Source organism: Alteromonas sp. I10 (assembly GCF_003201515.1).
GTDB classification, from domain to species: Bacteria; Pseudomonadota; Gammaproteobacteria; order Enterobacterales; family Alteromonadaceae; genus Alteromonas; species Alteromonas macleodii.
The window spans coordinates 306,684-329,989 of the sequence record NZ_QJJN01000005.1 but is presented as its reverse complement, the minus strand read 5'-3'; the positions used below and the strand labels follow the sequence as shown (position 1 = coordinate 329,989).

The window sequence follows — 23,306 nt, the reverse complement described above, 5'->3', positions numbered from 1 at the left end:
TTAAGCTAAAACTAAAAGGCCTGAGTCCGATACAATATCGAAATCAGGCCTTGGTTGCCGCTTAGAAATGAGTCCAACTTAATGGGGTCACTTCATGTGTGCGGTTTTTTATTGCGTTTAGTCACGTGCCAACTAGCTTTTTATCGATAGACGGCGGCAATAACAATGTTTTATTGAGTAAACGTAACTGAAAACGTTACGGGTACTGTTGTTGTTATGCTCTTAAGCCCTGCAATTTTTTGAAGTGCAGCTACGCCTTCAGCAAGTCCAAAAGACTCTGCTTTAATTAACGTTGGTGACGTGGTTGATACGGTAAGCGTATCGTCGTTTACTTTACTTGCTTTAACAGCAAATGACGTAGGAACGGCTTTACCGTGCAACATCAAAATACCGTCTACCTTCCCGTTAACAACTTGGCCCGATTTCAGGTTCATCATCGACTCAGGCAAGTTGGCCTCAAATGTCGCTTGTGCAAACTTGGTCACGTTGAACAGCATCTCTTGCATTCGCTTGTTGCGAATATCAATGGCTGTATTCACTGACGATAAGTCAACCGCCACGTTAAGTTTGCCACCGTCAGACAGCGTACCATCAAAGCTATCAAACTTATGTACTTCGGTGACTTGTGCATTCTTCGTCGATAAGAAGTGTAGTGCACTTGTTTCGCCGTCTATTGACCAATCGGCTGCGGCGGGAAATGCTAGCCCACATGCGAGCAATGCTGCAGACAACGTGCGAATACGTGTAGTCATCATAGGTTACTCCTTTTACTTTTTGGTTCCATCTGGCTTGATTTAACCACTACCAGAGTAATGTGGCCCAGCAACATTACTACGCTATTATACGTAGGTTAACACGCTGCGCTACGTAAATTATTACGCGCTAGTGCTGATGTGGGTTTACGAAGTCATCATACTGGACTACATCTTGCCATGGCACCCTTTGATCGCCCATTACCACAAAATCTGGGTTCTCTAGCGAATGACGCTGATTGTAGGTAAGAGGTTCGAAGTTAGCGGCGGCAATACTCCCACCCGCTTCAGAGACAATGCATTGCGATGCGCCAGTGTCCCATTCACCGGTAATACCGATACGCATAAATACATCAGCTTTTCCTTCGGCAATAAAACAGGCCTTCAGGGAGCAGCTTCCCAATGGAAGCGTTTGGTATACGCGCTTAGCGCACATTCTGCTGAGCACTTTTTCTCTCGACTGACGACGGCTTATTGCAATCATCACCACACTATTTTTAGGGTCGTCTAGCTTGCGTACGCTTATTGGGTGATCGCCATCAGGTGATGACTTAAACGCGCCTTTGCCTTTCTGGGCGTAATATAACGACTGCCCTGGAGGCCAAAAGATAACGCCTATTGTCGGCTCATTGTTCTCTATTAGCGCAATGTTTACTGCGAAATCACCGCTTCTAGCAATGAATTCTTGGGTTCCGTCGATGGGATCGATTAACCAGTATCGAGGCCAATGCTTTCGCTCTTCTAGACTTGCATGTTTGTTTTCCTCTGAGAGGATTGGGATATCAGGCGTTGCGGCTTGTAAGCGCTTGTTGATGATATCATTTGCCAAATAATCTGCGCTAGTAACGGGAGACTCATCGTCTTTTTGATAAGCGTCAAACTCCCCTTTATCGTATACTTCTAATACGGCTTCACCGGCTTCGATGGCAATTTCTTTCGCAAGTTCTAGTAGGTCGGCATGGGCGTCATCGGGCATTGTTTATTGTTCCTTAAACCACTTTTGAGCTAAAAACAGCGCGGCTATACAGCGTGCTTCTACAAAGTCTTCTCGTGCAAGTAAAGCATCTGCTTCATCTAAAGGCCAGTGAATCACCTCAAGAGGCTCAGGTTCGTCGCCTTCAAGTTGCTTTGGATACAAGTCTCGAGCCAAAACAATGGTCATATTGGCGTTAAAGAAAGTGGGCGCCATGCTGACCTTATGAAGCTCCACAAGATCATTGGCCGCGAAGCCTGCCTCTTCTTGTAGTTCGCGATTAGCAGCTTCAATGGCAGTTTCGCCAGGGTCTATTAAACCTTTTGGGAAGCCTAGTTGATACGAATGTGTGCCGGCTGCATATTCGCGAATTAACACCATGGTGTTTTCATCAAGCATAGGCACTATCATTACCGCGCCCCTGTTTCCGCCAGCCATCCGCTCGAATTCACGGGTGGCGCCGTTCGAAAACTCAAGGTCTAAGCGTTCTACCCTAAAGAGTTTGCTTTGCGCAACGATTTCACGAGAATGAATTTGTGGTAACGGTTTGTTCGGATCAATTTTTGGCATGTCTATCGCTACAACTTTGTTATCATACTTGTATACAATTTCTTAGCTTACTTCATTATAAGGAAAATCGCTTGCCCTTTCTGCCCTGGAATGAAATAGAAACTGTACTGTTAGACATGGACGGCACTTTGCTGGACCTTCATTACGACAACCAGTTCTGGCTACATCATTTGCCTAAACGATTAGCACAAATAAGAGGAATTTCAGAGGCGCAGAGTCAACGTGAAATGACTGCGCGATATGAGTCAGTATTCGGGCAAATTCAATGGTATTGCTTAGATTACTGGGCTGAATCTCTTGAAATGGACTTAGAAAATGAGTTTATGCCGCTGAAGCGTGAGCTGGCACATTTGCTCGCCCTTCGTGACGATACAATTCCGTTCCTTGATGCGCTTCATGACTCAGGCAGGCAGGTGGTATTAGTGACCAATGCGCACCCAAACAGTTTGGCGCTAAAGATAGAGCATACCCAGCTCGACGCACATATCGACAACCTCATCTCTACCCATGAGTTCGGCGTAACCAAAGAGTCTCAGCTGCTATGGGAAAGATTACAGGCACGGGTAAAGTTCGATGCCCATCGCACTTTATTTGTCGATGACTCACTGCCAATTCTAAATGCGGCAAAGACATACGGTATTAAACATTTACTTGCTGTCGATAACCCTGATAGTACCTTGCCAAATCGCAATATTAGTGAGTTTCCAGCGGTGCGCGATTACCGTTTAATGCTAGAAGATATTAAGCAGAACCCTGTTGGGACTGTTTCGAAAGGACGTTTTTAAAGGACGAAAGCACATGGTTTCTGACACAATTTATGTAGGGTCGCTGAATCCGGTAAAAATTAATGCTGCGCTCAATACACTCTCTGACACACTAGAGCACGATTTCGACGCTCAGGGTATGGCTGTACCAAGCGGCGTGCCTGACCAGCCAATGAATGAAGATGAAACGCGCTTGGGCGCCATTAATCGCGTGAAGGCCATGCTTGCTCATCATCAAGGTGGTCTCACAGATGCGTGGTATGTGGCAATTGAAGGTGGTGTGGATGTATTTGAAGATGGTCCTGCTACCTTTGCCTATGTGGCGATATACCATGAAGGTCACTGGTCGATATCGCGAAGTGCAAGCTTGCCTCTTCCTGTAAGCGTATATCAGGCACTGCAGCGTGGCGAAGAGCTAGGGCCGGTTATGGACAAACTCTTTGATACGGTAAACATAAAGCAAAAAGGGGGGGCTATTGGTTTGCTTACTCTTAATCACGCCTCGCGACAAAGTGTTTATGAAGTAGCGTTAACGCTTGCTATGGCAAAGTTCCATTTCCCCGACTTATACACTGACTAGTGTTGAACCTCTTGTGCTGTGCAACAAGGCGCATTACACCGTTAATCAAACAGAGTGCCGCAAGGGTATCCTTACTTAGGAAAAATGATAAGGCGATCGCAACGGTCGCCCTGAAATCTTTACTTCGATAGGTAATCTTTTCTGGATCCTTTCTGACACTATCCATTACTTAGGCTTTAAGTTGCTTCTATGTTATTGAAAATAGGTTAAAAAATATTTTTTGACACCTTGGCTTTTTAGTTGCACTTCCTTCAGACCAAACGGAATAAGGAGAGTGACAATGAGTGAGACAATCAATACCTACAACCCTGCTACAGGTGAAAAGATCGATCATTATCATTTGATGTCAGCCGAGGACGCCGAACAAGCTGTTACCCGTTCACAAGAAGCCTATTTGAACTGGCGCCGTACGTCATTTGAGACCCGCGCAGATTTATTTAATAACCTTGCAAACCTGATGGAAGAGCGAATTGACGATCTCGCCAGCCTGATGACACGGGAAATGGGTAAGGTTACCGCGCAAGGAAAGCAAGAAGTGCAGCTATGCGCTGAAATATGCCGCTATACGGCCGAGCACGGCGCTTCAATTTTGGAAGACGAACATCGCATTTTCGAAGGCGGTCGAGCAATCATTACGTATCAGCCAATTGGCGTTATTCTTGGCATCCAGCCGTGGAATTTTCCGTTGTACCAAGTTATTCGTTATAGCGCCTCAAACATAATGGCGGGTAACACCACGGTACTGAAACATGCTAAAAACGTGTTTGGTATGGCGCAAGCCATTCAGCAAATGTACGAAGATGCTGGCTTTCCTAAAAATGTTTACCAGTCGCTGCTAATTGATGGCAGCACGGCAAGTGACTTAATCAAGCACAAATACGTTCGCGGCGTTACTTTTACCGGGAGTGACGAAGTAGGTAAAGAAGTCGCTAAGGAAGCTGCAAGCTTGTCTAAGAAAACCGTAATGGAGCTTGGTAGTAACGACGCCTTTTTGGTGTTAGAGGATGCTGACATCGACCATGCTGTAGAAATGTGTATCCAAGGACGGGTTATTAATAACGGTGAAACCTGTGTGGCGGCTAAACGCTTTGTTATTGTGGATAGCGTCTATGAAGAATTCCGAGACAAATTTGTGGCGCAGTGTAAAAAGCTAAAAGTTGGCGACCCCACAAACGAAAACACGGATTTGGGCCCAATGGCGAGAGAAGACTTGCGCGATGAACTTCATGAGCAAGTGAAAAAGTCGCTAGAAAACGGCGCTACGCTATCACTGGGTGGAGAAATTCCAGACTCTGATGGTTATTTCTACCCAATTACGGTGCTGGAAGATGTATCGCCAGGTATGCCCGCTTATGATGATGAGCTATTTGGACCAGTTGCTTCGCTCATTCGCGTGCGCGACGACAAGCAAGCCATGGAAGTAGCAAATGATTCACGTTATGGCTTGGGCGGCGGTATCTTCAGTACAGATACCGACAAAGCAATAGCATTGGCGAAAGATGAATTTGATACCGGTATGGTTAATATCAATGGGTACTCTTTGGCACAACCAAACTTACCTTTTGGTGGTGTGAAAGACAGCGGTTACGGTCGTGAGCACGGTGGTTACGGTATGCGTGAATTCGTCAATATCAAAACTATCATGGTCGCTGAGAAATCGGCCGAGTAGTGCACTTCGGTAAGAAGCAATGAGAAGAAAGGCGAACTTCAGGGTTCGCCTTTTTTGTTTTGCCGTACTCCCTATTCATTAAGGTAGTCGCACAGTCAAGCCCATGTAATCGAAAACAGTCAGGCGAAAAAACAGTGCACAGTCAACTAGGCTGAATAGTTTCGTCCGGGCAAACGGTCTTTTAATCAAATATCTGTGTATTAATGAGTAGGGAATAACATAAGGCGATGGTTATGACGGTTATAAATGAACGGTTAAGTAATGCAAGATCAGGCATTGGGCTTAAAAGGCAGGACAAACAGCGCGGTAGAAAACAAACTGCGTTTTTTTGCGCTATGACAACCACTGCTATTCTATCGTTCTCGGCTTTAGCGCAGCCGTTGTCTCAACCTTCAATTACATCAGACGATGCCGGCCTAAGCACCAGTCCTATGGGTTGCCATAACGTTTCGGTGCAAATATTAGGGTCGGGTGGACCTGAATTGGATGACGGCAGAACATCTAGTGCCTATGTGGTTTGGATAAATGACAGCGCCCGCGTGTTGGTAGACGCTGGAAGCGGAAGCAGCGTTCAGTTTGGCGCTGCGGGGGCAACGTTTGAATCGTTAGAAGTTATCTTGCTTTCCCACTTACACACCGATCACTCCGCCGATTTGCCAAGCTTTGTAAAAGGTGGGTATTTCACCGATCGCGAGAAGGATTTAATAATAATGGGGCCAGAGGGCAACGACATTATGCCGTCCACAAACGCCTATGTGTCGTCGTTAATAGGGAAAAACGGCGCGTTTAAGTATCTGTCTTCTTACACTATAGAAGGCCAAGATGACTATGCGATATCCACAAAAAGCATCGGGGCCACAACCTTTGAACAACCGTTTAAACGCAATGTAAACGATAGCGTCAGTGTTGAGGCAATGACGGTGAACCACGGGCCTATTCCAGCATTAGCGTGGAAGGTCAAGGCCAACGGCTGCGAAGCGGTATTTTCAGGCGATACCAATGATAAACAAGGAAACCTTGCTCGTTTTGCTAAAAACGCAGACCTTTTGGTGCTACACAACGCGATTGGTGATGACGCGGGTCAGGTTGCTAAGAACTTGCATATGACGCCGACTCAGATTATCGACATTGCCGCGCAGTCAAACGCTAAGCAAATAGTGTTGTCTCATATTATGAAACGTAGCGAACCGGGTCTTGATGCACTTACTGAGGCGATTACTGTTGTAGCTGAAGGTCGAGTATATGCCGCTGAAGACTTAATGAACATTACCCTGTCTGAACAGGAGTAAAATAAGCGTAAACCGTCTGCGATACACGGTTTACGCTTTTATAGAGGTTCTCTAACTATTATTGAGGGGCAAAAGGCAGCGGAATAGGCGTACCGTTTACACTGGCTTCGCCATCTTTAAGTGTTAGCTTTGTCTCGTAACCTTTCTCGGTTTCTTTTATTAAGCCTTGTTGAGCGAAGGTACTTAGCATCATAGGTGTCTGTTGTTCTACAGCGGCTTGAAGCTCTTCAGCCGTCATATTTTGTGCTTGTGGCGTCGCCATTAGTTGGCCCATCATATAGCCAGATGCCATACTCTGTGCAAGCGCTTTATCGGCGGTGATTTGTGCATCAGCCAGCAAATGCGTGACCCAATAAGCGGCGTCTTCCAACGTACCAGGAAGTGCATCTATACCCACTAATTTCGTGTTTGCGTAAGCGTTAAACGCCCCTTCAGGCAACGTTGCTTTCAGCTTCGTTATATTAATCTCTGGCTCAGCTTTAAGCTGTGTTAGCAAGTTAGCTTCAATAAACTCCATCATTTTGGCTGGCACTTCTTCAGAAGGCACTAATAATGAATTGTTGCTAAATTCTTGATAGGCCTTAATGAAGTCGATATCTAAGTTATTGATGGCAACGCCTAATACCATGTCTGTAGCATCAAGTTCAGGGCCCACGGCTTTGTCGACAGCGTATTCTACGTAGACATTGGCGGTGTTATTGTCTTCGTCAATCTTGACGTCAGTAGCAAAAGCTAGGTTCTCAATCTTAACTGTCGCACCTGGCTCAATGTTAGAAATTTCTATGCTTTCAATACGCGCCTTGCCAGTAGATTCAAATAAGTCACCTTTGAACGCCGCTACCATATCGCCATCATAGCTCATATCCATAGACAGATTTTTCATCTCTAGGGAAAATTCATCTGCACTTATGCTTAGCGATTCACCCGACGACGTATACAAAGTTTTGTCACCATCAGGCTCAGCTTCACCCGCATAACCAGAGAAAAGTAGCGTGAACCCCTCTTCTTCGGCCGTCGCGCTAAGCGCTGGAATAACGTCTGCGTAGCTTAGTCCACCAAACAAACCAACCACGCCTTCGTTGCGATAAATTGGCTGTTGGCCATCCCACTGAACGTATTCTCTTAACTCATCTCCATCAATAGACACCGTATAGTGAACGCGGCCTAATCCTAAGCCATCGCCAAAGTACACCGGTCCGTGATGAGCTACTAGCGTAGCGGTAATGCTAGGGTTTTCTTCCATTGGTATATCAGTGGAGTCAACATTCTGTGCATTGATTAGCGCTTGAAAATCGACAGCAAGCTTGATTTCTGCTGTTGTCGAAAACCAGCCTTTGTCATACGAAAGTACCTCGGCAGAATAAACGGCTTGTTGGTTAATTTCGTTTACGGCGGCGTTAACATTTTCGTGAACGCTAGTGCCAATAAAATAAGGGGCAACGCCAAGTGCAACCAAAGTTACGCCCGCGCCAGCTAGAAGAGGTTTGTTCATGATTACAATCCTTTGTTAAAAAGTGTTCCCAGTTCCTCTGGCCACAAACGTGAAGTACGTTGGTGGCCTAGAAATTCTACGCATAGGTTGTGCTATGCATCACAGCTTAATCGCAATATAGCCGTTACTATCCGGCGCACCAAACAAGCGTGCGGCCTGATGGACTTCTTGCGGTAAGCTGTCGTCAGGCTTAAATTTACCACTTACTCGAATATTTTTCATCGTAGTAGGGATAACCGCATCCATCGACAAGCTTAGTAAGTTAGGCTCGCTTACTAGTATTCCAATGTCATCGCCTTCACAACGCAGCTTTGCGGAATAAGTGCCAAAATCAATAGGGCCCTGTGTACCGGCAACCGTCGCGTTTAGCCAATCTCCGGTGCCGTTTAGCGATTGACACGCAGGCCCAAACGTTAAGTCACTGAGCGACACTTTGAAGCGCCCGCCGGCATTTACTGGCAGCGGAAGGCGAACTTGTGCAAGCACTCGGTCTACCGGTAAATACAGCGTGAAGTTTTCGGTATTTACGCTGTTTTGGCTGAAAAGTCCCGTGGTAATAGGCCCTTCAAATGCAATGTCATTTTTATCGCGAATATTACCTGCTTTAAGGTTTAATTTAATTTTACCTATCAACATATGTAAGGGGCTAAGCTCCCATTTTACATTGTTGATGGGTAGGCCATTAACTACTACAGTTTGCGCCTTGCCTGAAAACAAGGTGCCGCTAACACCACTAACGGCAACATTGCTAGGTAACGCAATACGGCCAATAACGTGAACAGCAGGCATGTAAGCAATGGCAAACAATAAGAAGGCAATAATGCCGCCTATAATCCAACTAACTTTCGACTTCATGCTTTACCTAATTGTAATCGGCGAATTTTGATATAGCCTGGCGCATCGGCCTCGGCAATATCCGCTTGAAGAATAATCACGCCCATATTTTCCATGGCTTTGAGCCATTCTAAAACACTGTTAAACGGCGCCTGATCAACCCACACCTGAAGCTCGTCGCCTTGTGGCTGCATACGAGATATAGCAATGTCGTGCTGAGCAGTAGTGCGGTTTACCGCTTGCGGTAACGAGCCAGAGAATGTTCGTTTACCCCCGCTGCTGCGGCGCAATTGCTGTGCTCTTGCTGCACTGTCTTTTACCCAAACCAACAAGGATTGCTGATTGTCGAGAAGCTGTTTCTGTTTATCTAAAGCAGCATTAAGCGGCGACCATACCGCAAAATAAAATAGCGCAATTATTAATAGCACAGCTGAAACCAGTACTAACTTTTGTTCGCGCTCGGTCAGCGCTTTGTACTTTTCTAAGAGTGCATTCATGAGGTACTCCTTACTGATACTGTACCTACAACGCCATTGTCACGATTATTTATGGCCCCTTGTTCAACCACAAAGCCTGCGCTTTCTGCTGTACGTTTAAACTGCTCTAGCGCTTCAAAGTTTTTACCTTGCGCCTGAATGCGAATCTCAGTGCGGGTTGCATCGAAGCGCAGTGTTTGCGGTTTTACATCAGTGGCTGAAAAAGCCGGAGCGAGCTGGTCTAGCATAATAAGCATAGAGGCACTGCCACCGCCTTGTTCTAACTTGGCAAGCTCGCTTTGTAGCTTCAGTCGCACGTTGCGATAGGTACCAATATTGGGGAAACCCGCCTTAACAGCGGTATTAATCTCACTGCTTAACGCCTGATTTTGGGCTTTAAGCTGGTAAAGAGAAAATCCTTTGTCGATAAGGCTGGTGCATAGCGCTAACACTGCTAATACTGCAGCAACACGCCACTGATTCAGAACACCGCTGCGCTTGCGCTTTACCTTGTAATCGCCTTGGCATAGGTTAAAGCTGCTTTGCATCGCCTCTTTTGCCAATACTTGCATAGGCAGCTCTAAGGGGGCCTGCGCTTCTTCAATATTTGGCAAAGTGCTTAAATCGATACCCGCATAATTGGTAATGGTTATCGGGCTTTCTTGTTGTGCAGTAAAATGCACAAGAGTTGGCAGTAACCATGTTGCCTCGCCCTGCACGCCTTTGAATGTGTCTTGTCGAACGAGAAGCTGTTCACCTAACGTAAGCACTGACCAACCGTTTTCGGTGACTGGCACTGCGAGTACATCAGGAATAATGGTGTCGCAGAATAACCCTGCTTCGCTAAGCCAGGACTGCCACAGCTCCATCTTTTCATGGCTAACTACTGCAACGGCCTGCTCATCGCCTCGCTTAGGGCCGATCGCAAAAAACTGCTGGCTAATGTCAGTGGCAAGCTCGTCTTCTAGCATAAACGGGATGGCAGAAATGATCTTGCGGCCAGCTTTAGGCGGCAGCTCAACCCATTTGAGTAAAATTTCGCTGCTAGGAGCTAAGGCAATAACACTTCGTTGCCCCGCGCGTTCGGTCAGCGAAGATAAGGCTTCTGCATTAGGCAGCTCGCCCGATGCAATAATTTCATCTTCGGTTCGCGAATAAACGAGCCAGCTAATTGGGTCTGTATGGTTGGCGCCTAAACGCACCAAGAGTTGTTCCATCAATAGGTTCCCCCAAACTCGCGATTCACAATACTAACGCCGGTATCGGCACTAACGTGAAACACGGTGGAAAGCTTAAAGGTTGCTTTGTTGTATTGTGTTTTTGTATGCAACATAAAATATTCAGTTTTAACCGAAAACCAATCTTGTCGAGTGCTTGTTAAATTAAGCGCTTGAATAGAGGGCTCGCTTAAAAATGCATTGGTATCGTCCCAGCCGTTTTGCGGGCGACTGCTAATCAAACTTGCGGCCTGCTGAATGTCTAATCCCGTTAGGCCTGCAAGTAATGGTGCATCTTCTTCTTCTAATGTGTTGACGTTAATTTTCAACTCATTGTAATCCGGGATCACGCAAACTAATGGCAGTAATGCGTCTAGCCATTGTGGTGATACACCGTTAATAATACGCAATTCACTTTTTGATGCCAGTGGTCCGTTAGCTGCTAGGTAAGGAAACTCTCTGGACTCGTATTCGCTGTCTTCTGCACCGTAAGGGCGCATTCTGTCATCTTCGTCTACCCAGTCGGCTAGACTGTCCCGTAAGGTGTCTGCGGTGTAGTTGTCTAGTCCGTCAACGCTAAGCGATAGCAACATGGTGTGAAAAGCGTCCATGGCTTCTGTGGTATTACTCGCCCCACTGCTGCCGGTACCGCTGTTATTGCCAGTGCCCCCTGCACTGCCCGACGTAATCGCGTTTAAATTAAAACACGCTTGCAAATCGTCTAAGTTAGCGGTTAAACCACCGTTTTCTAAAGGATAGCTGAATTCTTGTGCCCAAGGCTGATCTATAGAAATCACATTCGGGCTTTCTTCTATCAAAGACTGGATAGACTTACGCGCAAAAGCCTCGGCTCCCATGGCGTACCAGTAGGCTTGATTGTTGTCTTTTAAGTTCATCGTACGCTGCACCTGAAGCTGCAAGCGTGTACCCATTTCTGTGGCTAGTACCGCAACCAAGGCTACTATCATGAGCACAATCATTAATGCCACGCCTTGCTGCTTAGCGGGTGGAGTAATCGACTTACGCTGAGTACTCTTGATTGTCATGACGATTCACCCGTAGTTAAGGTAAATTCTCTGCGTATTTTTCCGAAGTCTTTGCTGACAAACTCAATGGCCACCGCGCGCGGCAGTGCAGCTCCTTTATAACTTTCGCTCCACGACAGGTCTTCGTCTTCATCTAAGGAACTACTGTTAGCGGTGGCAAGAAATTCAATTTTTAAGCTTTCTACATCCTCTAACAGAACACGGACTTTGGGCTCGTAGCCTATGACGTTATCCACATAGTTGCTGTAAAGGCGCTCCAGTTTGTTTTCTCTAAGTCTATAGGCGACAAACTGTAAGGTACTTCGTGGCAACATTAACTGAGGGTTGTGCCACCCTCCACGTACAAAACCAATGCCGTCATCGTCGCTGTCGTCGGTTTCACCGCCAGACATGACCACGTCTTGCTTTTCGCCGTTAACCCTTGCTGCACGAGGCACGGCTTGCTGAAGGTCTCGCTCAATCGTGATCATGGCACGCTGCAATAATTGAAGTTTTGCAAAACGCTCTTCTGAAATATCATTGCTGTCGATAACTGTGGTAAGTAGACCTGTGGATGCAAGTCCAATTAGGGTGAATATGGCCATAGCAATCAGTATTTCGATAAGCGTAAATCCGCGCTGCATGCTAATTTCCCGCCGTCGGTTTAGCAACGAAAGTGGTTACTGATGTAACTGAACTGCCGTAGCTTTCGTCTTCACCCACCGAAACGGTTACCGATCGCAAGTCGTTGTCGTTGGTTTTTGTCACCGTTTGCTGCCAGTACCACGTGCGATCGGCCATCTCCATCGTGCCTTTTAAATTGTTCTTGGGCGGCCACGTGGTATCTAATTGAAGCTGGTTTAAGCGATTGCTTGCCACCCAGTTGGCAAAGGTGACAGATTCTATTTGCCCAACGCTTGATAAATGCTCGCCTGCAGCTTTAAGTACTGCTGTACCGGTTAGCGCAAAAATAAGCAGGGCAACCATAACCTCCAGTAGCGTCAAGCCACTTTGCTGGCGTGGTGTGGCAGGTGCAACGTTCTTTGTCGATGCATCAACGTTGAACGCACTCATAGTGGTCTCTCCAGAGGCCCTTCAAGCACTAAAGGCGGAAGATCTTGGTTTTGCAGGCTGTAATAGACGGGGTTGTCGCCGTCATCACCTTCGTAATTAAACGACAAGGTAAAAGGCGTAATTTCGCCACTCGACATTATAAGCACTTGAGGCGGAGGCAGCTTTTTCTCTTCTTCGTTACCTATATCAACCCCTTCATCAGAAACACTTAAATTCTCGTCGAATAGTTCCCTGTCAAAGAGCCTGTCTTCAACATCCCATGGTAAGTCGTCTAAATTTAAAGTGAAGGTGAAAGGCTCAGGTAACGTATAAGGCTCGTAGGTTTTTTCGCCTTCGATACGCTGCCACTCATCATCGTCGTCTAAGTAGACAAAGTAGTATTCATTTTTATCGGCTTCAAACCGCACACCAAGCTGTTGTTGATTTAACACCGCAAAATCGCTGGCCATATCAACAATCACCTGCAGGCGTTGCGCTTGGGTTTTTAGCAGGTCAGATTTACTCGCACCGAATGCGTTAAACATAACGTAACCCGCCGCCAATCCCATAAGCAGCAGTACCAGCATGACTTCTAATAGGGTAAAGCCTGCTTTTTTCAAAGATGTACTGCCGCGGTTGCGCATAAAGGTTAGTTCAGGTATTCGTTAATGTTCCAGTTACCAATGTCATCATCAGTACCCGGTTCACCGTCTGGACCATTAGAAAAAATATCAACTACGCCAAGTTCTCCCGGGCTAATTAGTGCATATGGATTGCCCCACGGATCTTCAGGCAGGCGTTTAATGAAACCACCTTCAGGGTAATTACGAGGAATCGGGTCGATAGTCGGCGCGGTAACTAGCGCTTCTAGTCCCTGTTCTGTGGTTGGAAAGCGGTTGTTACGCAGCTTGTACATCTCAAGCGCACTTTCCATTTGCTGGATGTCTACCGCCGCCTTTTTAAGCTGCGCTTCTTCTTGGTTACCCAAGATTTGCGGTGCCACCATAGACGCCATAATACCGATGATTAGAAGTACGACCATGACTTCAATCAAACTGAAACCAGAACTGCGATTAAGTGTTTTCATTAAATATTCACCATGTTGTTCAATGCTAAAATTGGTTGCAATATTGCCATAACGATAAACAGAACAATGCCTGCCATCGATACAATAAGTAAGGGTTCAAATACCTTAAGTGAGACACCAATAAGCGCTTCAAATTCCCTATCTTGATTATCTGCGGCGCGAGCTAGCATTTGCTGTAGCTCACCCGATTTTTCACCAGACGCAATCATATGCATCATCATTGGTGGAAACATTTTTGTGTTATCCAGCGCAGCCCGAAGGCTGCTGCCTTCTTTAACGTTAATGGCTGCATCTGCCACTTGGTTTTTAATATGCTGATTTTCCAGCACATCACCTGAAATACGCATAGCTTCTAGTAGTGGAACCGCACTGGCACTTAAAATACTTAAGGTACGTGCAAAACGCGCGGTATTGAGCCCGCGAGACACCCGGCCAATTAACGGCAAGGTTAACAGCGCTCGGTGGTAGCGTAGCTTCATGTGCTTTTGCTGCAGCACGCGTTGAATAATGACAACAAGCACGGCAATACCAATAAGCATAAATAAGCCGTAATTTTGCAGCCAGGTACTGACAGAAATTAGAAACTGGGTAATGGCCGGGAGGTCTTGACCCATATGGTCGAACTGCCCTACAATTTTGGGCACTACCACCGTTAACAATAGCAACACGATACCCATTGCAAAAAACAGCATTAGCGATGGATAAATCATCGCCTGAGTAATTTGGCTGCGGGTTTGTTGTCTGCGTTCTGTGTAGTCAGCAAGGCGGTTAAGCACGGTATCAAGGTGACCGGATTTTTCCCCTGCTGCGACCATCGCACGGTATAGCTCGTCGAACACACTTGGAAATTGACCCAATGCATCGGCAAGTCCATGTCCTTCCACGACTTTACTGCGTACTGCCATCATCATGTTTTTCTGACGAGGCTTTTCACACTGCTCGGCTACGGCAAGCAGTGCTTCTTCAACGGGAAGGGCCGATTCGACAAGAGTGGCGAGCTGACGCGTGAGTAGCGCTAAATCTGATGCTGAAATACGGGGTTTAAATAAAGAAAACGACAGGCCTTTGCCTTCGCTTTGTGCGCGCTCTGCGACCTGCTCTACTTCTAAGGGAATTAAACCTTTTTCGCGCAGCTGTTGGCGAACCTGGCGTGCATTATCACCTTCAAGTACGCCATTTGTATTTTTACCGCGGGCATTAACCGCCTTAAAAGCGAATGCCGCCATTTAGTCTTCCCTCGTAACTCGAAGCACTTCTTCAAGTGAGGTAGCGCCCGCCAGCACTTTACTACAGCCGTCTTCACGAATGCTTGGTGTCGTCTTTCTGATGTAGCGTTCAATGGCTTGCTCACCTACACCTTCGTGCATCATCTCGCGCACTTTTTCATCTACCAACAATAGCTCGTGAATACCGGTACGACCGCGATATCCGGTTTGATTACACGCGGCGCAGCCATGAGGCTTGTAGATAGTGGTCTCGCTTGTGGCGTTTTGCCCTAATACTTCAAGCTCAGAAGCGTCAGGCGTATGTGGCTTTTTGCAATCTGGGCACAGGGTACGAACGAGTCGCTGTGACAAGACGGCCAATAAGCTCGAAGACAACAGAAATGGCTCAATACCCATGTCTTCTAAACGGGTGATCGCGCCCGCTGCCGTATTGGTATGCAGAGTAGAGAGTACTAAGTGACCGGTTAAACTGGCTTGAACAGCAATTTGCGCCGTTTCGATATCACGAATCTCACCCACCATCACTACATCGGGGTCTTGACGCAAAATAGCGCGAAGGCCTCTGGCAAAAGTCATATCTACACGGGGATTAACCTGTGTTTGTCCGATGCCCGGAAGATCGAACTCAATAGGATCTTCAACCGTTAAAATGTTTCTGTCTCGCGAGTTTATTTCGGTTAACCCTGCGTACAAGGTAGTACTTTTACCTGAGCCCGTTGGACCGGTAACCAAAATAATGCCGTGAGGCTTGCGCATAAGAGATGAAAAGTGGTTACGGTTTTGCAGCGTCATGCCTAAATCTTCTAGATTTAAGCGCGCATTGTTCTTATCCAATAGACGCAGCACCACGCGCTCGCCGTGACTTGAAGGCATAGTAGAAACACGCACATCCACCGCTCGCCCTGCAATACGCAACGTTATACGACCATCCTGAGGCACACGTTTCTCGGCAATGTCTAACTTCGCCATAACTTTTATACGTGACACCAACATGGAAGACAGCTTGCGGTTAGGGCGTAAAATTTCGCGTAATACGCCGTCTACCCTGAAACGAACCACAAGCTGGTTTTCAAAGGTTTCAATGTGAATATCTGATGCACCTTCTTTGATCGCCTCGCCCAACATGGCGTTGATAAGCTTGATGATAGGCGCATCGTCTTCACTGTCTAACAGGTCTTCAGTGTCAGGCAAGTCTTCAGCAAGAGCGAACAAATCACTTTCGTTACCAAGGTCTTCCATAAGTTGTTTAGCCGCAGAACTATCGCGCTGAAAGGCGCTGGTAAGCAGGCTTTCAAACTCATTGGCAGGAATAGTTTTAGGAACAAAAGGTTCGCCGTAGAAGCGTCGCACTTCGGCAAATACATCAAACGGCGTATTCTCTGTAAAATATAAGACCGCAGGTGTTTCATTGGTTTCCAGCAACACCTGATTACGCTTTGCAAAGCTAAAAGAAAGCTGTCTTGGACCGGCCTCTTCTTCAGGCAAACCGGCTTCTTCACCCATGGCTTCTAAGGCTTCTTCTTGTGCCTCTAATGCCTGAGTAATCTGTTCGTCCTGCCCTGCCATGTTAGTCGTTACCTTCTTCTTGTTTCTGCTTCTCTTTCTCCGAGAGGTATTCTTCAAATGAAGGAGGTAAAGCGAGTGCATCATCCCATTGAGGAATGCTTGGCGTCTCTTCATAAGGCATTAGCGAAACACCTTCTTGCTGGCGTTTAAGCTGAAGTGCGCGAATGTAGTTGTATTTGCGATGGCTGATTGCGTTCATTGTTGCGCCGTCGCGGACGATAGTCGGCTTTAAGAATACCATCAAGTTACGCTTACGCTTGCTGGTTGATGTCGATTTGAATAAGTGACCGAGTATTGGAATGTCACCTAATAACGGCACTTTTGATTCGCTTTCTTGCACGTCTTCGTCAATCAAACCGCCAAGAACAATAGTGCCGCCATCATCTACAATCACCGTGGTTTTAATTTCACGCTTGTTAATTGAAATATCTACCGATGTAGCGCCACTTACGCTAGATACTTCTTGTTCGATAAGCAGCTGTACCGCGTCGCCTTCGTTGATTTGTGGCGTAACCTTAAGTTTGATACCCACTTCTTGGCGGTCAACGGTTTGGAAAGGGTTAGAGTTGTTCGCCCCTGTAGTTGTGCCTGTGATAATAGGCACTTCCTGACCTACAATGAAAAACGCTTCTTCGTTATCCATAGTAGTTAGGTGAGGTGTGGCAAGAATATTTGAATTGGTGTCGGTGCTTACTGCTTGTACTACCGCGCCCCAGCCATTTTCGATAACGCCGGCAATAAGGCCGTTAGCGCCGCCTAAAAGGCTCGCTAGTGCGGTGTAATCGCCTTCATCGGTGGTGTTAACTGTGACCACTTCGCCATCATCTGTTACATAGGCTTCGGTATCGGTATCGTCTTCTGCTTGCTTAAGGGCTACCGCCAATGATCCAACCGGTACAACACCGTTGCTGAACTGTGTACCGCCGCCGGCTTCAGAAGCCCACTGCACACCCAATGTAGTGCCGTCGCCTTCAAAGACTTCAACGATAATGGCTTCAACTTGTACCTGCGCACGGCGAATATCAAGCTGACGTACTACCTCTTCTAACGAGCGCATCATGTCTGGCTCTGCGGTAATAACAATGGCGTTAGAATCTTCATGTGCATCAATGCTGATTTCACGGTTTGAACCCGCTCGGCGCGATGTAGTGCCACCGCCTTGTTCTTCTGCTTGAATGCTAGCAGATACGCCCTGCAATACTTTTACTAAATCTTCCGCTTTAGCGTAGTTAAGAAACAGCACGCGGGTGTTGCCGTTTGATTCAAGCTCTTGATCCATGCGCTGAATAAGGTTGATAAGACGCTGGCGTGCTTTAATATCGCCGCTCACAATAACCGAGTTAGTTCTGTCGTCTGCCACAACGCGAGGCTCAGACTTAGTTCCTGTATTAGCTTTTCCTTGCGACTTATTAATACTGTCAATAATGCGCACCATTTCTGATGCTGACGCATAGCGAAGTTTAACGATTTCTACTTCTTCGTCACCGGCACGGTCCACGCGCTCGATAATTTCTACTAGTCGGTTAACTACCGCAGCACGGCCGGTTAGCATCATTACGTTCGATGGGTCGTGGCTAACTACGTTACCGCCGCCCGCCTGGTCATTTAGCTGACGTAAAATAGGTGCAAGTTCGCGCACCGGCACGTTATAAACAGGCACAACGCGAGTGATCATTTCATCGCCGTCGCGATTAGCGCCTTCAACAACAGGAATATTGGATGTTTTAGCGTCTTTCGAGCGAACCACTTTTAAAATACCGCTAGGCATTTCTACAACGGCAAAGTCATACACTTGAAGTACGTTTAGGAAAAACTGGTAGTACTGATCTTCATCGAGCATGTCATAGCTGCGTACGCTTATTTTTCCACGTACGTTAGGGTCGACAATAATGGTGCGCTCAAGATTTTTACCAACAATATTAATAAACTCGTTGATGTCAGTATCTTTGAAATTAGGCATGTACTCAGCGGCCGTCACCGAGAAACACAGAAGCGCTGTACACATGGCTGTGCTCAAGCGAGATAATAGTTTTTGGCTAGTGCGCCTTTTCATTCTAACTTCCTTCATTTCCTAACTTGTCGATGACCGAATTGCTTTATTTGTTATTTTGCTTACCTAGCGACAATATAGCGCTGCTACCGTTAGTGGTATTAAGACTCGGGTAAATCTAGGTATAGCGTAGTTAAACTGCCATCTCGAATAATCGTTAATTCTATAGTTTGTGCATTGCGTAGCTCAGACAGCGCCTCTTGCGATTGCTGCAAGTCGGTAAGGTCTAGCCCGTTAATCTGTGTAATGACATCACCAGCCTGAAGCCCTGCCGATTTAAATAATTCAGGCTCTTTGCCTGGGCTCACTTGGTAGCCGATAAGCTGGCCTTCTTCAGTTTTTGGCGATATTGAAATAAAGTCTGTGAAGTTGGCTGGACGCTCTCGCAGAGCTGCAGTTGCCTCTAATGCTTCGTCGCTAAGCTCAACGGTGTCTTCTTCTAATTCTTCTGGCTCAGGTCGGTTTCTTGCCTGCATTTCACGGCGACGATTAGCTTCGTCGTAGTCAATTCCGTCAAGCATCAGGGTTTCGTTTCTCACCCCGTTCTTAATAATAACGCGATCGTTGTACACTTTTTGCAACGTGGCATTGGTGCCTTCAATCTTCTCACCTAGGCCATAAACCGCTTGGCTGCCGCGATTTTCAATAATAGCGGTACCCGCCTCCAGCTCTGAACTGGCCACAACGCCCGTCAGGGTTAGGTTTAAGCGCGTTTCTGGTGCGTCGGTAACCTCGGCGACCGGTTCAGCAGGTTTGGCCGCAGCATTACCAAATAAATTCAGCTGTTGTATTTTTGCGATGTTGACCCCATTTTGGCCTGACGACGAAGAAATAACCGGAGCACGGCTTACTGTGGGTGTCGCAGATAGTTGAGGTTCGGGTATAATTCGCCACACGAGTTTGGCAGCAAATGCAATTAAATACAGGCTGAGCAGAACCACTACGATGGTATGTAGCTGTTTTTGATGCTGGTTCAGATAAACAACCAGAGATTGTGGGTTGGGTTTATTGAATGTCATGCTGCCACTGATGGTACTGCTTTATTATAATATAGTGAATTTTTGGTTAACCGCGCTTTAGCAAACCCATAATAGCCTAGTAAAGGTGAGGGTCACAACACTAAAGCCACACCATTACGAAAATATTACATGAGCCAATCGGATAGCAACAATACAACACAAAATGTCAGGCTGGACAAGTGGCTATGGGCTGCAAGGTTCTTTAAGACCCGCGCAATAGCAAGAGACATGGTGCAGTCGGGAAAAGTCCAGTACAACGGGCAAAGAGCCAAACCTGGTAAGCATGTAGAGCTTGGCGCCATGATTAAAGTTCCCTCAGGATGGGATAATCGTGAAATTAAGGTGCTAGGCTTAAGTGACAAGCGTTTGAGCGCTCCTTTGGCGCAGGCGCTTTTTGAAGAGACGATTGAAAGTGTAACAAAACGTGAAGAAAACCAAACGGCGCGCAAAATGAACGCCTTTCACAGCCCTAAACCAGATCATAGACCTGACAAAAAGCAGCGACGACAGATTATTAAATTTAAGCAGCAATAATGAGCTGCTCAACAGGATTAGTTATGAGCGATTTCGATAAATTACACCGCTTCTTATTTACCCAAGCTAACGTTCGTGGCGAATTGGTTCGCCTTGATGAGAGCTTAAATCAAATTGTGCACAGCTATGAATACCCTGTGCAAATTCAAACATTGCTAAGTGAAATGGCGGCAGCGACGTCATTGTTAACGGCAACGCTTAAGTTTAAAGGTGAAATTTCTCTTCAAATTCAAAGCAAAGGCCCAGTAAGTTACGCGGTGTTAAACGCCACTCACGAACAAACGCTTCGCGGTGTGGCGCGCTGGGACGAGACATTAGAAACATTGCCAGAAACGTTTTCAGAGTTATTGTCTCAAGCGGTATTGGTCATTACTATCACACCTGATGAAGGCGAGCGTTATCAAGGCGTTGTTGCATTAGATAAGCCTTCTCTAGCTGAATGTATTGAAGGCTACTTTGCTCAGTCAGAGCAGCTAGCGACCAGCGTGCACCTAATGACTGACATGAGCGACCCTAAAAACGCGAAAGCGTCGGGAGTGTTACTTCAGGTCTTACCAACTGATGCTAGCGCTACTGATGTGTCGCAAGCCAATGAGTTTGCTCATATCTCTAAACTTACTCAAACGTTGACCAAAGAAGAGATGTTTACGTTGTCGGTTGAAGACATTTTATATCGTCTTTACCACCAAGAAGACGTGGAAGTGTATCCAGCGAAGGACGTAACCTTTGCCTGCTCATGCTCAAAGGAGCGCAGCGCTGAAGCACTTCGTCACGTTGAGAAGTCTGAGCTTCACGCAATTATTGCTGAAGAAGGGGCGATCAAAATGAACTGCCAGTATTGTCATACTGAATATCGCTTCGATAGTATCGACGTAGAGGCTATTCACAGCGGCAACTTCGACGCACCGTCTTCAAATCAGTAACTACTTGTTTACTGCTGTGTTAAAGCACCTTCTTTCGAAGGTGCTTTTTTGTTTCTGAATCTCTCACCGTCTAGATAGGTTCATTTTCCCAACACTTCACTTGTGGTTAAAAAATGCCCAGTAGTAAGTGTTTAACTTTCCTACATCATCCTATTTTCCTTTTCTTCCTGTCGTGGTGAAAATTTTCACCCTCACTTTCTAAAAAAAATTGTCATTTTTTATTTTGAAATTCATCGATCAATATAGGTTTTCTACGCCCTATTTTTGCATTTATATCCAAGGAAAAGGCTTTCCTTGTAATTAATTTACAATATTTATGAAATTAACATATGAGAAATAGTGAGTATGTGTTTTATAAATGCGCGCTAGGCCTTGTTTACATTACACTCGAAGAGGTGATACTTTTTTGAAAGTGCTTTTGAAAAATTACATATAGGGTAACAGCCATGACCGCAGCAGCCTCAATTCAAACGGAACTGAAAGTAACGCCACTCACCGATCTGCCAAATGCAGAACTTATCGAACGCGCCGTAAAGCGCGGCGAAGGTGTCCTTGACAAAAACGGGGCGCTTGTCGTTGAGACCGGAAAACGAACCGGTCGCTCTCCAAATGATAGATTTATCGTTAAAGAGTCAACAACCGAACATGACATCGATTGGGGCAAGGTGAACAAGCCTTTTGACGCTGACAAATTTGATGCGCTGTGGGACCGCGTTGAAGCCTACCTGTCTACCCAAGAACACTTTCTTTCACACCTTCAAGTGGGCTCCGACCCTGAACATGCTTTGTCGCTTGAAGTAAGAACGCAAACCGCGTGGCAGCACGTTTTTGCCCGTAACCTTTTTATTATTCCTGAACAATGGAATGTTAAAGGCGACCAGCCTTGGCAAATCTTAAACGTACCTGGTTTCACTTGTGAGCCAGAGCGTGACGGCACAAACAGTGATGGCACAGTTATCATCAACTTCGCTAAAAAGCGTGTGTTGCTTGCTGGCATGCGTTACGCGGGCGAAATGAAAAAAGCCATGTTCTCCGTGCAAAACTTCCTGCTTCCGGCAAAAGACGTGCTACCTATGCACTGTTCTGCCAACGTGGGTGAAGAAGGCGATGTGACTCTGTTTTTCGGTCTTTCAGGCACAGGTAAAACCACGCTTTCAGCCGATCCTAAACGCTTCTTGATTGGTGACGACGAGCACGGCTGGGCACCAGGTAGCGTATTTAATATTGAAGGCGGTTGCTACGCTAAATGTATCGACCTATCTCAAAAGAACGAGCCAGTAATTTGGAATGCTATCAAGTTTGGTACCATCCTAGAAAACGTAGTGCTTGATGAAACACGCACGCCGGACTATACCGACACATCGTTAACCCAAAACTCACGTGCGGCCTATCCGCTTTCACACATTGAAAAGCGCGTTGCTGAAAACCGAGGCGGCGAACCTCGCTCAGTTGTATTTTTGACCTGTGACGTAAGTGGCGTATTGCCTCCTGTTTCAGTGTTAAGTGAAGAAGCTGCGGCGTATCACTTCTTAAGCGGTTACACAGCGAAAGTAGGCTCTACTGAAATTGGCTCTACTAGCGATATTGAATCAACCTTCTCAACGTGTTTTGGTGCGCCTTTCTTCCCACGTCCAGCAGGCGTGTATGCAGAGCTTCTGATTAAGCGTGTTAAAGCGTTTGGCGCTAAGGTTTACTTGGTTAATACCGGTTGGACAGGCGGCCCTTACGGCACAGGTAGCCGTTTTGATATCCCTACTACGCGCGCCATCATCGATGCGATTGTATCGGGTAACTTAGCTGATGTTGAAACTCAGCACATTGACGCGTTAAACCTAGATGTGCCAGTGGCAATAGACGGTGTAGATAGCAATTTGCTTGTGCCACAAAACACGTGGGCAGACAAAGAGAAGTACAACGAATACGCCGCTAACTTAGTTAACGACTTTAAACAGAACTTTGAAAAATACGACGTTAGCGACGCTATCGTTAAAGCCGGACCGGGTAACTAACACTCGGTTCGCCCCTTCCCAACGTTCATCACACTCAACGTGATTGATGTTTTGCCCGCACCGTGTTGCGGGCTTTTTTTGTGTTGTTGTTAACAAATTTAACATTATGAATACGTATGTTTATTTAAGTTGAGCAAGGCACTAGCTATCATTCACCGTACACAAGAAGGCTTTAATTAAGCGCGCTTCGTTAATTAA

24 protein-coding genes are annotated in these 23,306 nt (G+C 46.4%); 8 read left to right on the top strand and 16 right to left on the bottom strand.

The annotated features are described in order from the left end of the window. Window positions 1-65 (top strand): IS3 family transposase (locus tag BZA03_RS20700; protein WP_375342585.1); only part of this gene is annotated, 65 nt, incomplete at its 5' end. 105 nt (window positions 66-170) lie between these two features. Here BZA03_RS20700 and BZA03_RS12445 read toward each other — a convergent pair. From BZA03_RS12445 to nudE, 3 genes are all read right to left on the bottom strand, one after another. Continuing rightward, window positions 171-755 (bottom strand): YceI family protein, encoded by a 585-nt coding sequence (locus tag BZA03_RS12445; protein WP_014977782.1) that lies wholly within the window; start codon window positions 753-755, stop codon window positions 171-173. Window positions 756-882: 127 nt separating this feature from the next. Next, window positions 883-1,728 carry a 3'(2'),5'-bisphosphate nucleotidase CysQ gene (cysQ, locus tag BZA03_RS12440; protein ID WP_014951323.1) on the bottom strand — a complete coding sequence of 282 codons (846 nt, stop codon included), beginning with the start codon at window positions 1,726-1,728 and terminating at the stop codon, window positions 883-885. A gap of 3 nt (window positions 1,729-1,731) precedes the next feature. Continuing rightward, on the bottom strand, window positions 1,732-2,295 hold the full coding sequence (nudE, locus tag BZA03_RS12435; RefSeq protein WP_014951322.1) for an ADP compounds hydrolase NudE: 564 nt from the start codon (window positions 2,293-2,295) through the stop codon (window positions 1,732-1,734). 71 nt (window positions 2,296-2,366) lie between these two features. Here nudE and yrfG point away from each other — a divergent pair, with 71 nt between their 5' ends. From yrfG to BZA03_RS12415, 4 genes are all read left to right on the top strand, one after another. Next, a complete protein-coding gene (gene yrfG / locus BZA03_RS12430; protein WP_014951321.1) occupies window positions 2,367-3,080 on the top strand; it encodes a GMP/IMP nucleotidase in 714 nt (237 codons plus the stop codon). Between the two features lie 13 nt (window positions 3,081-3,093). Beyond that, complete coding sequence (gene yjjX / locus BZA03_RS12425) at window positions 3,094-3,639, top strand: inosine/xanthosine triphosphatase (protein ID WP_110288945.1); 546 nt, start codon at window positions 3,094-3,096, stop codon at window positions 3,637-3,639. 280 nt (window positions 3,640-3,919) lie between these two features. Next, window positions 3,920-5,308 carry an NAD-dependent succinate-semialdehyde dehydrogenase gene (locus BZA03_RS12420; RefSeq protein WP_014951319.1) on the top strand — a complete coding sequence of 463 codons (1,389 nt, stop codon included), beginning with the start codon at window positions 3,920-3,922 and terminating at the stop codon, window positions 5,306-5,308. Window positions 5,309-5,541: 233 nt separating this feature from the next. Next, a complete protein-coding gene (locus tag BZA03_RS12415; RefSeq protein ID WP_061486824.1) occupies window positions 5,542-6,597 on the top strand; it encodes an MBL fold metallo-hydrolase in 1,056 nt (351 codons plus the stop codon). Between the two features lie 58 nt (window positions 6,598-6,655). On the opposite strand, the gene BZA03_RS12410 is transcribed toward BZA03_RS12415, so the two are convergent. The 13 genes from BZA03_RS12410 to gspC all read right to left on the bottom strand — a co-directional run bounded on the left by BZA03_RS12410 (window position 6,656) and on the right by gspC (window position 19,642). Continuing rightward, window positions 6,656-8,089 (bottom strand): YdgA family protein, encoded by a 1,434-nt coding sequence (locus BZA03_RS12410; protein ID WP_110288944.1) that lies wholly within the window; start codon window positions 8,087-8,089, stop codon window positions 6,656-6,658. A gap of 99 nt (window positions 8,090-8,188) precedes the next feature. Continuing rightward, complete coding sequence (locus tag BZA03_RS12405) at window positions 8,189-8,944, bottom strand: type II secretion system protein N (RefSeq protein ID WP_110288943.1); 756 nt, start codon at window positions 8,942-8,944, stop codon at window positions 8,189-8,191. Continuing rightward, window positions 8,941-9,420 carry a type II secretion system protein GspM gene (gspM, locus tag BZA03_RS12400; RefSeq protein WP_014977776.1) on the bottom strand — a complete coding sequence of 160 codons (480 nt, stop codon included), beginning with the start codon at window positions 9,418-9,420 and terminating at the stop codon, window positions 8,941-8,943. Before gspM ends, BZA03_RS12405 begins: the two co-directional genes overlap by 4 nt. Continuing rightward, window positions 9,417-10,616, bottom strand: a complete 1,200-nt coding sequence (gene gspL, locus BZA03_RS12395; protein WP_110288942.1) for a type II secretion system protein GspL — start codon at window positions 10,614-10,616, stop codon at window positions 9,417-9,419. Before gspL ends, gspM begins: the two co-directional genes overlap by 4 nt. Continuing rightward, window positions 10,616-11,662: a type II secretion system minor pseudopilin GspK gene (gspK, locus tag BZA03_RS12390; protein WP_110288941.1), complete on the bottom strand. Its 1,047-nt coding sequence runs from the start codon at window positions 11,660-11,662 to the stop codon at window positions 10,616-10,618. Before gspK ends, gspL begins: the two co-directional genes overlap by 1 nt. Then, window positions 11,659-12,285, bottom strand: coding sequence for a type II secretion system minor pseudopilin GspJ (gene gspJ, locus BZA03_RS12385; protein WP_014951312.1), 627 nt, complete (start codon window positions 12,283-12,285; stop codon window positions 11,659-11,661). The genes gspK and gspJ overlap by 4 nt, the downstream gene beginning before the upstream one ends. 1 nt (window position 12,286) lies before the next feature. After that, window positions 12,287-12,715, bottom strand: a complete 429-nt coding sequence (gspI, locus tag BZA03_RS12380) for a type II secretion system minor pseudopilin GspI (RefSeq protein WP_014980699.1) — start codon at window positions 12,713-12,715, stop codon at window positions 12,287-12,289. Further along, window positions 12,712-13,338 carry a type II secretion system minor pseudopilin GspH gene (gene gspH / locus BZA03_RS12375; protein ID WP_110288940.1) on the bottom strand — a complete coding sequence of 209 codons (627 nt, stop codon included), beginning with the start codon at window positions 13,336-13,338 and terminating at the stop codon, window positions 12,712-12,714. The genes gspI and gspH overlap by 4 nt, the downstream gene beginning before the upstream one ends. Window positions 13,339-13,343: 5 nt before the next feature. Beyond that, a complete protein-coding gene (gene gspG / locus BZA03_RS12370; protein ID WP_014951309.1) occupies window positions 13,344-13,781 on the bottom strand; it encodes a type II secretion system major pseudopilin GspG in 438 nt (145 codons plus the stop codon). Next, window positions 13,781-15,007 carry a type II secretion system inner membrane protein GspF gene (gspF, locus tag BZA03_RS12365; protein ID WP_014977774.1) on the bottom strand — a complete coding sequence of 409 codons (1,227 nt, stop codon included), beginning with the start codon at window positions 15,005-15,007 and terminating at the stop codon, window positions 13,781-13,783. Before gspF ends, gspG begins: the two co-directional genes overlap by 1 nt. Next, window positions 15,008-16,573, bottom strand: a complete 1,566-nt coding sequence (gspE, locus tag BZA03_RS12360) for a type II secretion system ATPase GspE (RefSeq protein ID WP_110288939.1) — start codon at window positions 16,571-16,573, stop codon at window positions 15,008-15,010. A 1-nt stretch (window position 16,574) separates the two neighbouring features. Beyond that, window positions 16,575-18,626, bottom strand: a complete 2,052-nt coding sequence (gene gspD / locus BZA03_RS12355; protein WP_014951306.1) for a type II secretion system secretin GspD — start codon at window positions 18,624-18,626, stop codon at window positions 16,575-16,577. Between the two features lie 98 nt (window positions 18,627-18,724). Then, window positions 18,725-19,642, bottom strand: coding sequence for a type II secretion system protein GspC (gene gspC, locus BZA03_RS12350; protein ID WP_110288938.1), 918 nt, complete (start codon window positions 19,640-19,642; stop codon window positions 18,725-18,727). A 129-nt stretch (window positions 19,643-19,771) separates the two neighbouring features. Between gspC and hslR the strand changes: the two genes are divergently transcribed. From hslR to BZA03_RS12335, 3 genes are all read left to right on the top strand, one after another. Next, window positions 19,772-20,176, top strand: coding sequence for a ribosome-associated heat shock protein Hsp15 (hslR, locus tag BZA03_RS12345; RefSeq protein WP_014977772.1), 405 nt, complete (start codon window positions 19,772-19,774; stop codon window positions 20,174-20,176). A gap of 23 nt (window positions 20,177-20,199) precedes the next feature. Further along, on the top strand, window positions 20,200-21,099 hold the full coding sequence (hslO, locus tag BZA03_RS12340; protein WP_014951303.1) for an Hsp33 family molecular chaperone HslO: 900 nt from the start codon (window positions 20,200-20,202) through the stop codon (window positions 21,097-21,099). 446 nt (window positions 21,100-21,545) lie between these two features. Further along, window positions 21,546-23,108 carry a phosphoenolpyruvate carboxykinase gene (locus tag BZA03_RS12335; RefSeq protein ID WP_110288937.1) on the top strand — a complete coding sequence of 521 codons (1,563 nt, stop codon included), beginning with the start codon at window positions 21,546-21,548 and terminating at the stop codon, window positions 23,106-23,108. Window positions 23,109-23,306: the final 198 nt, after the last annotated feature.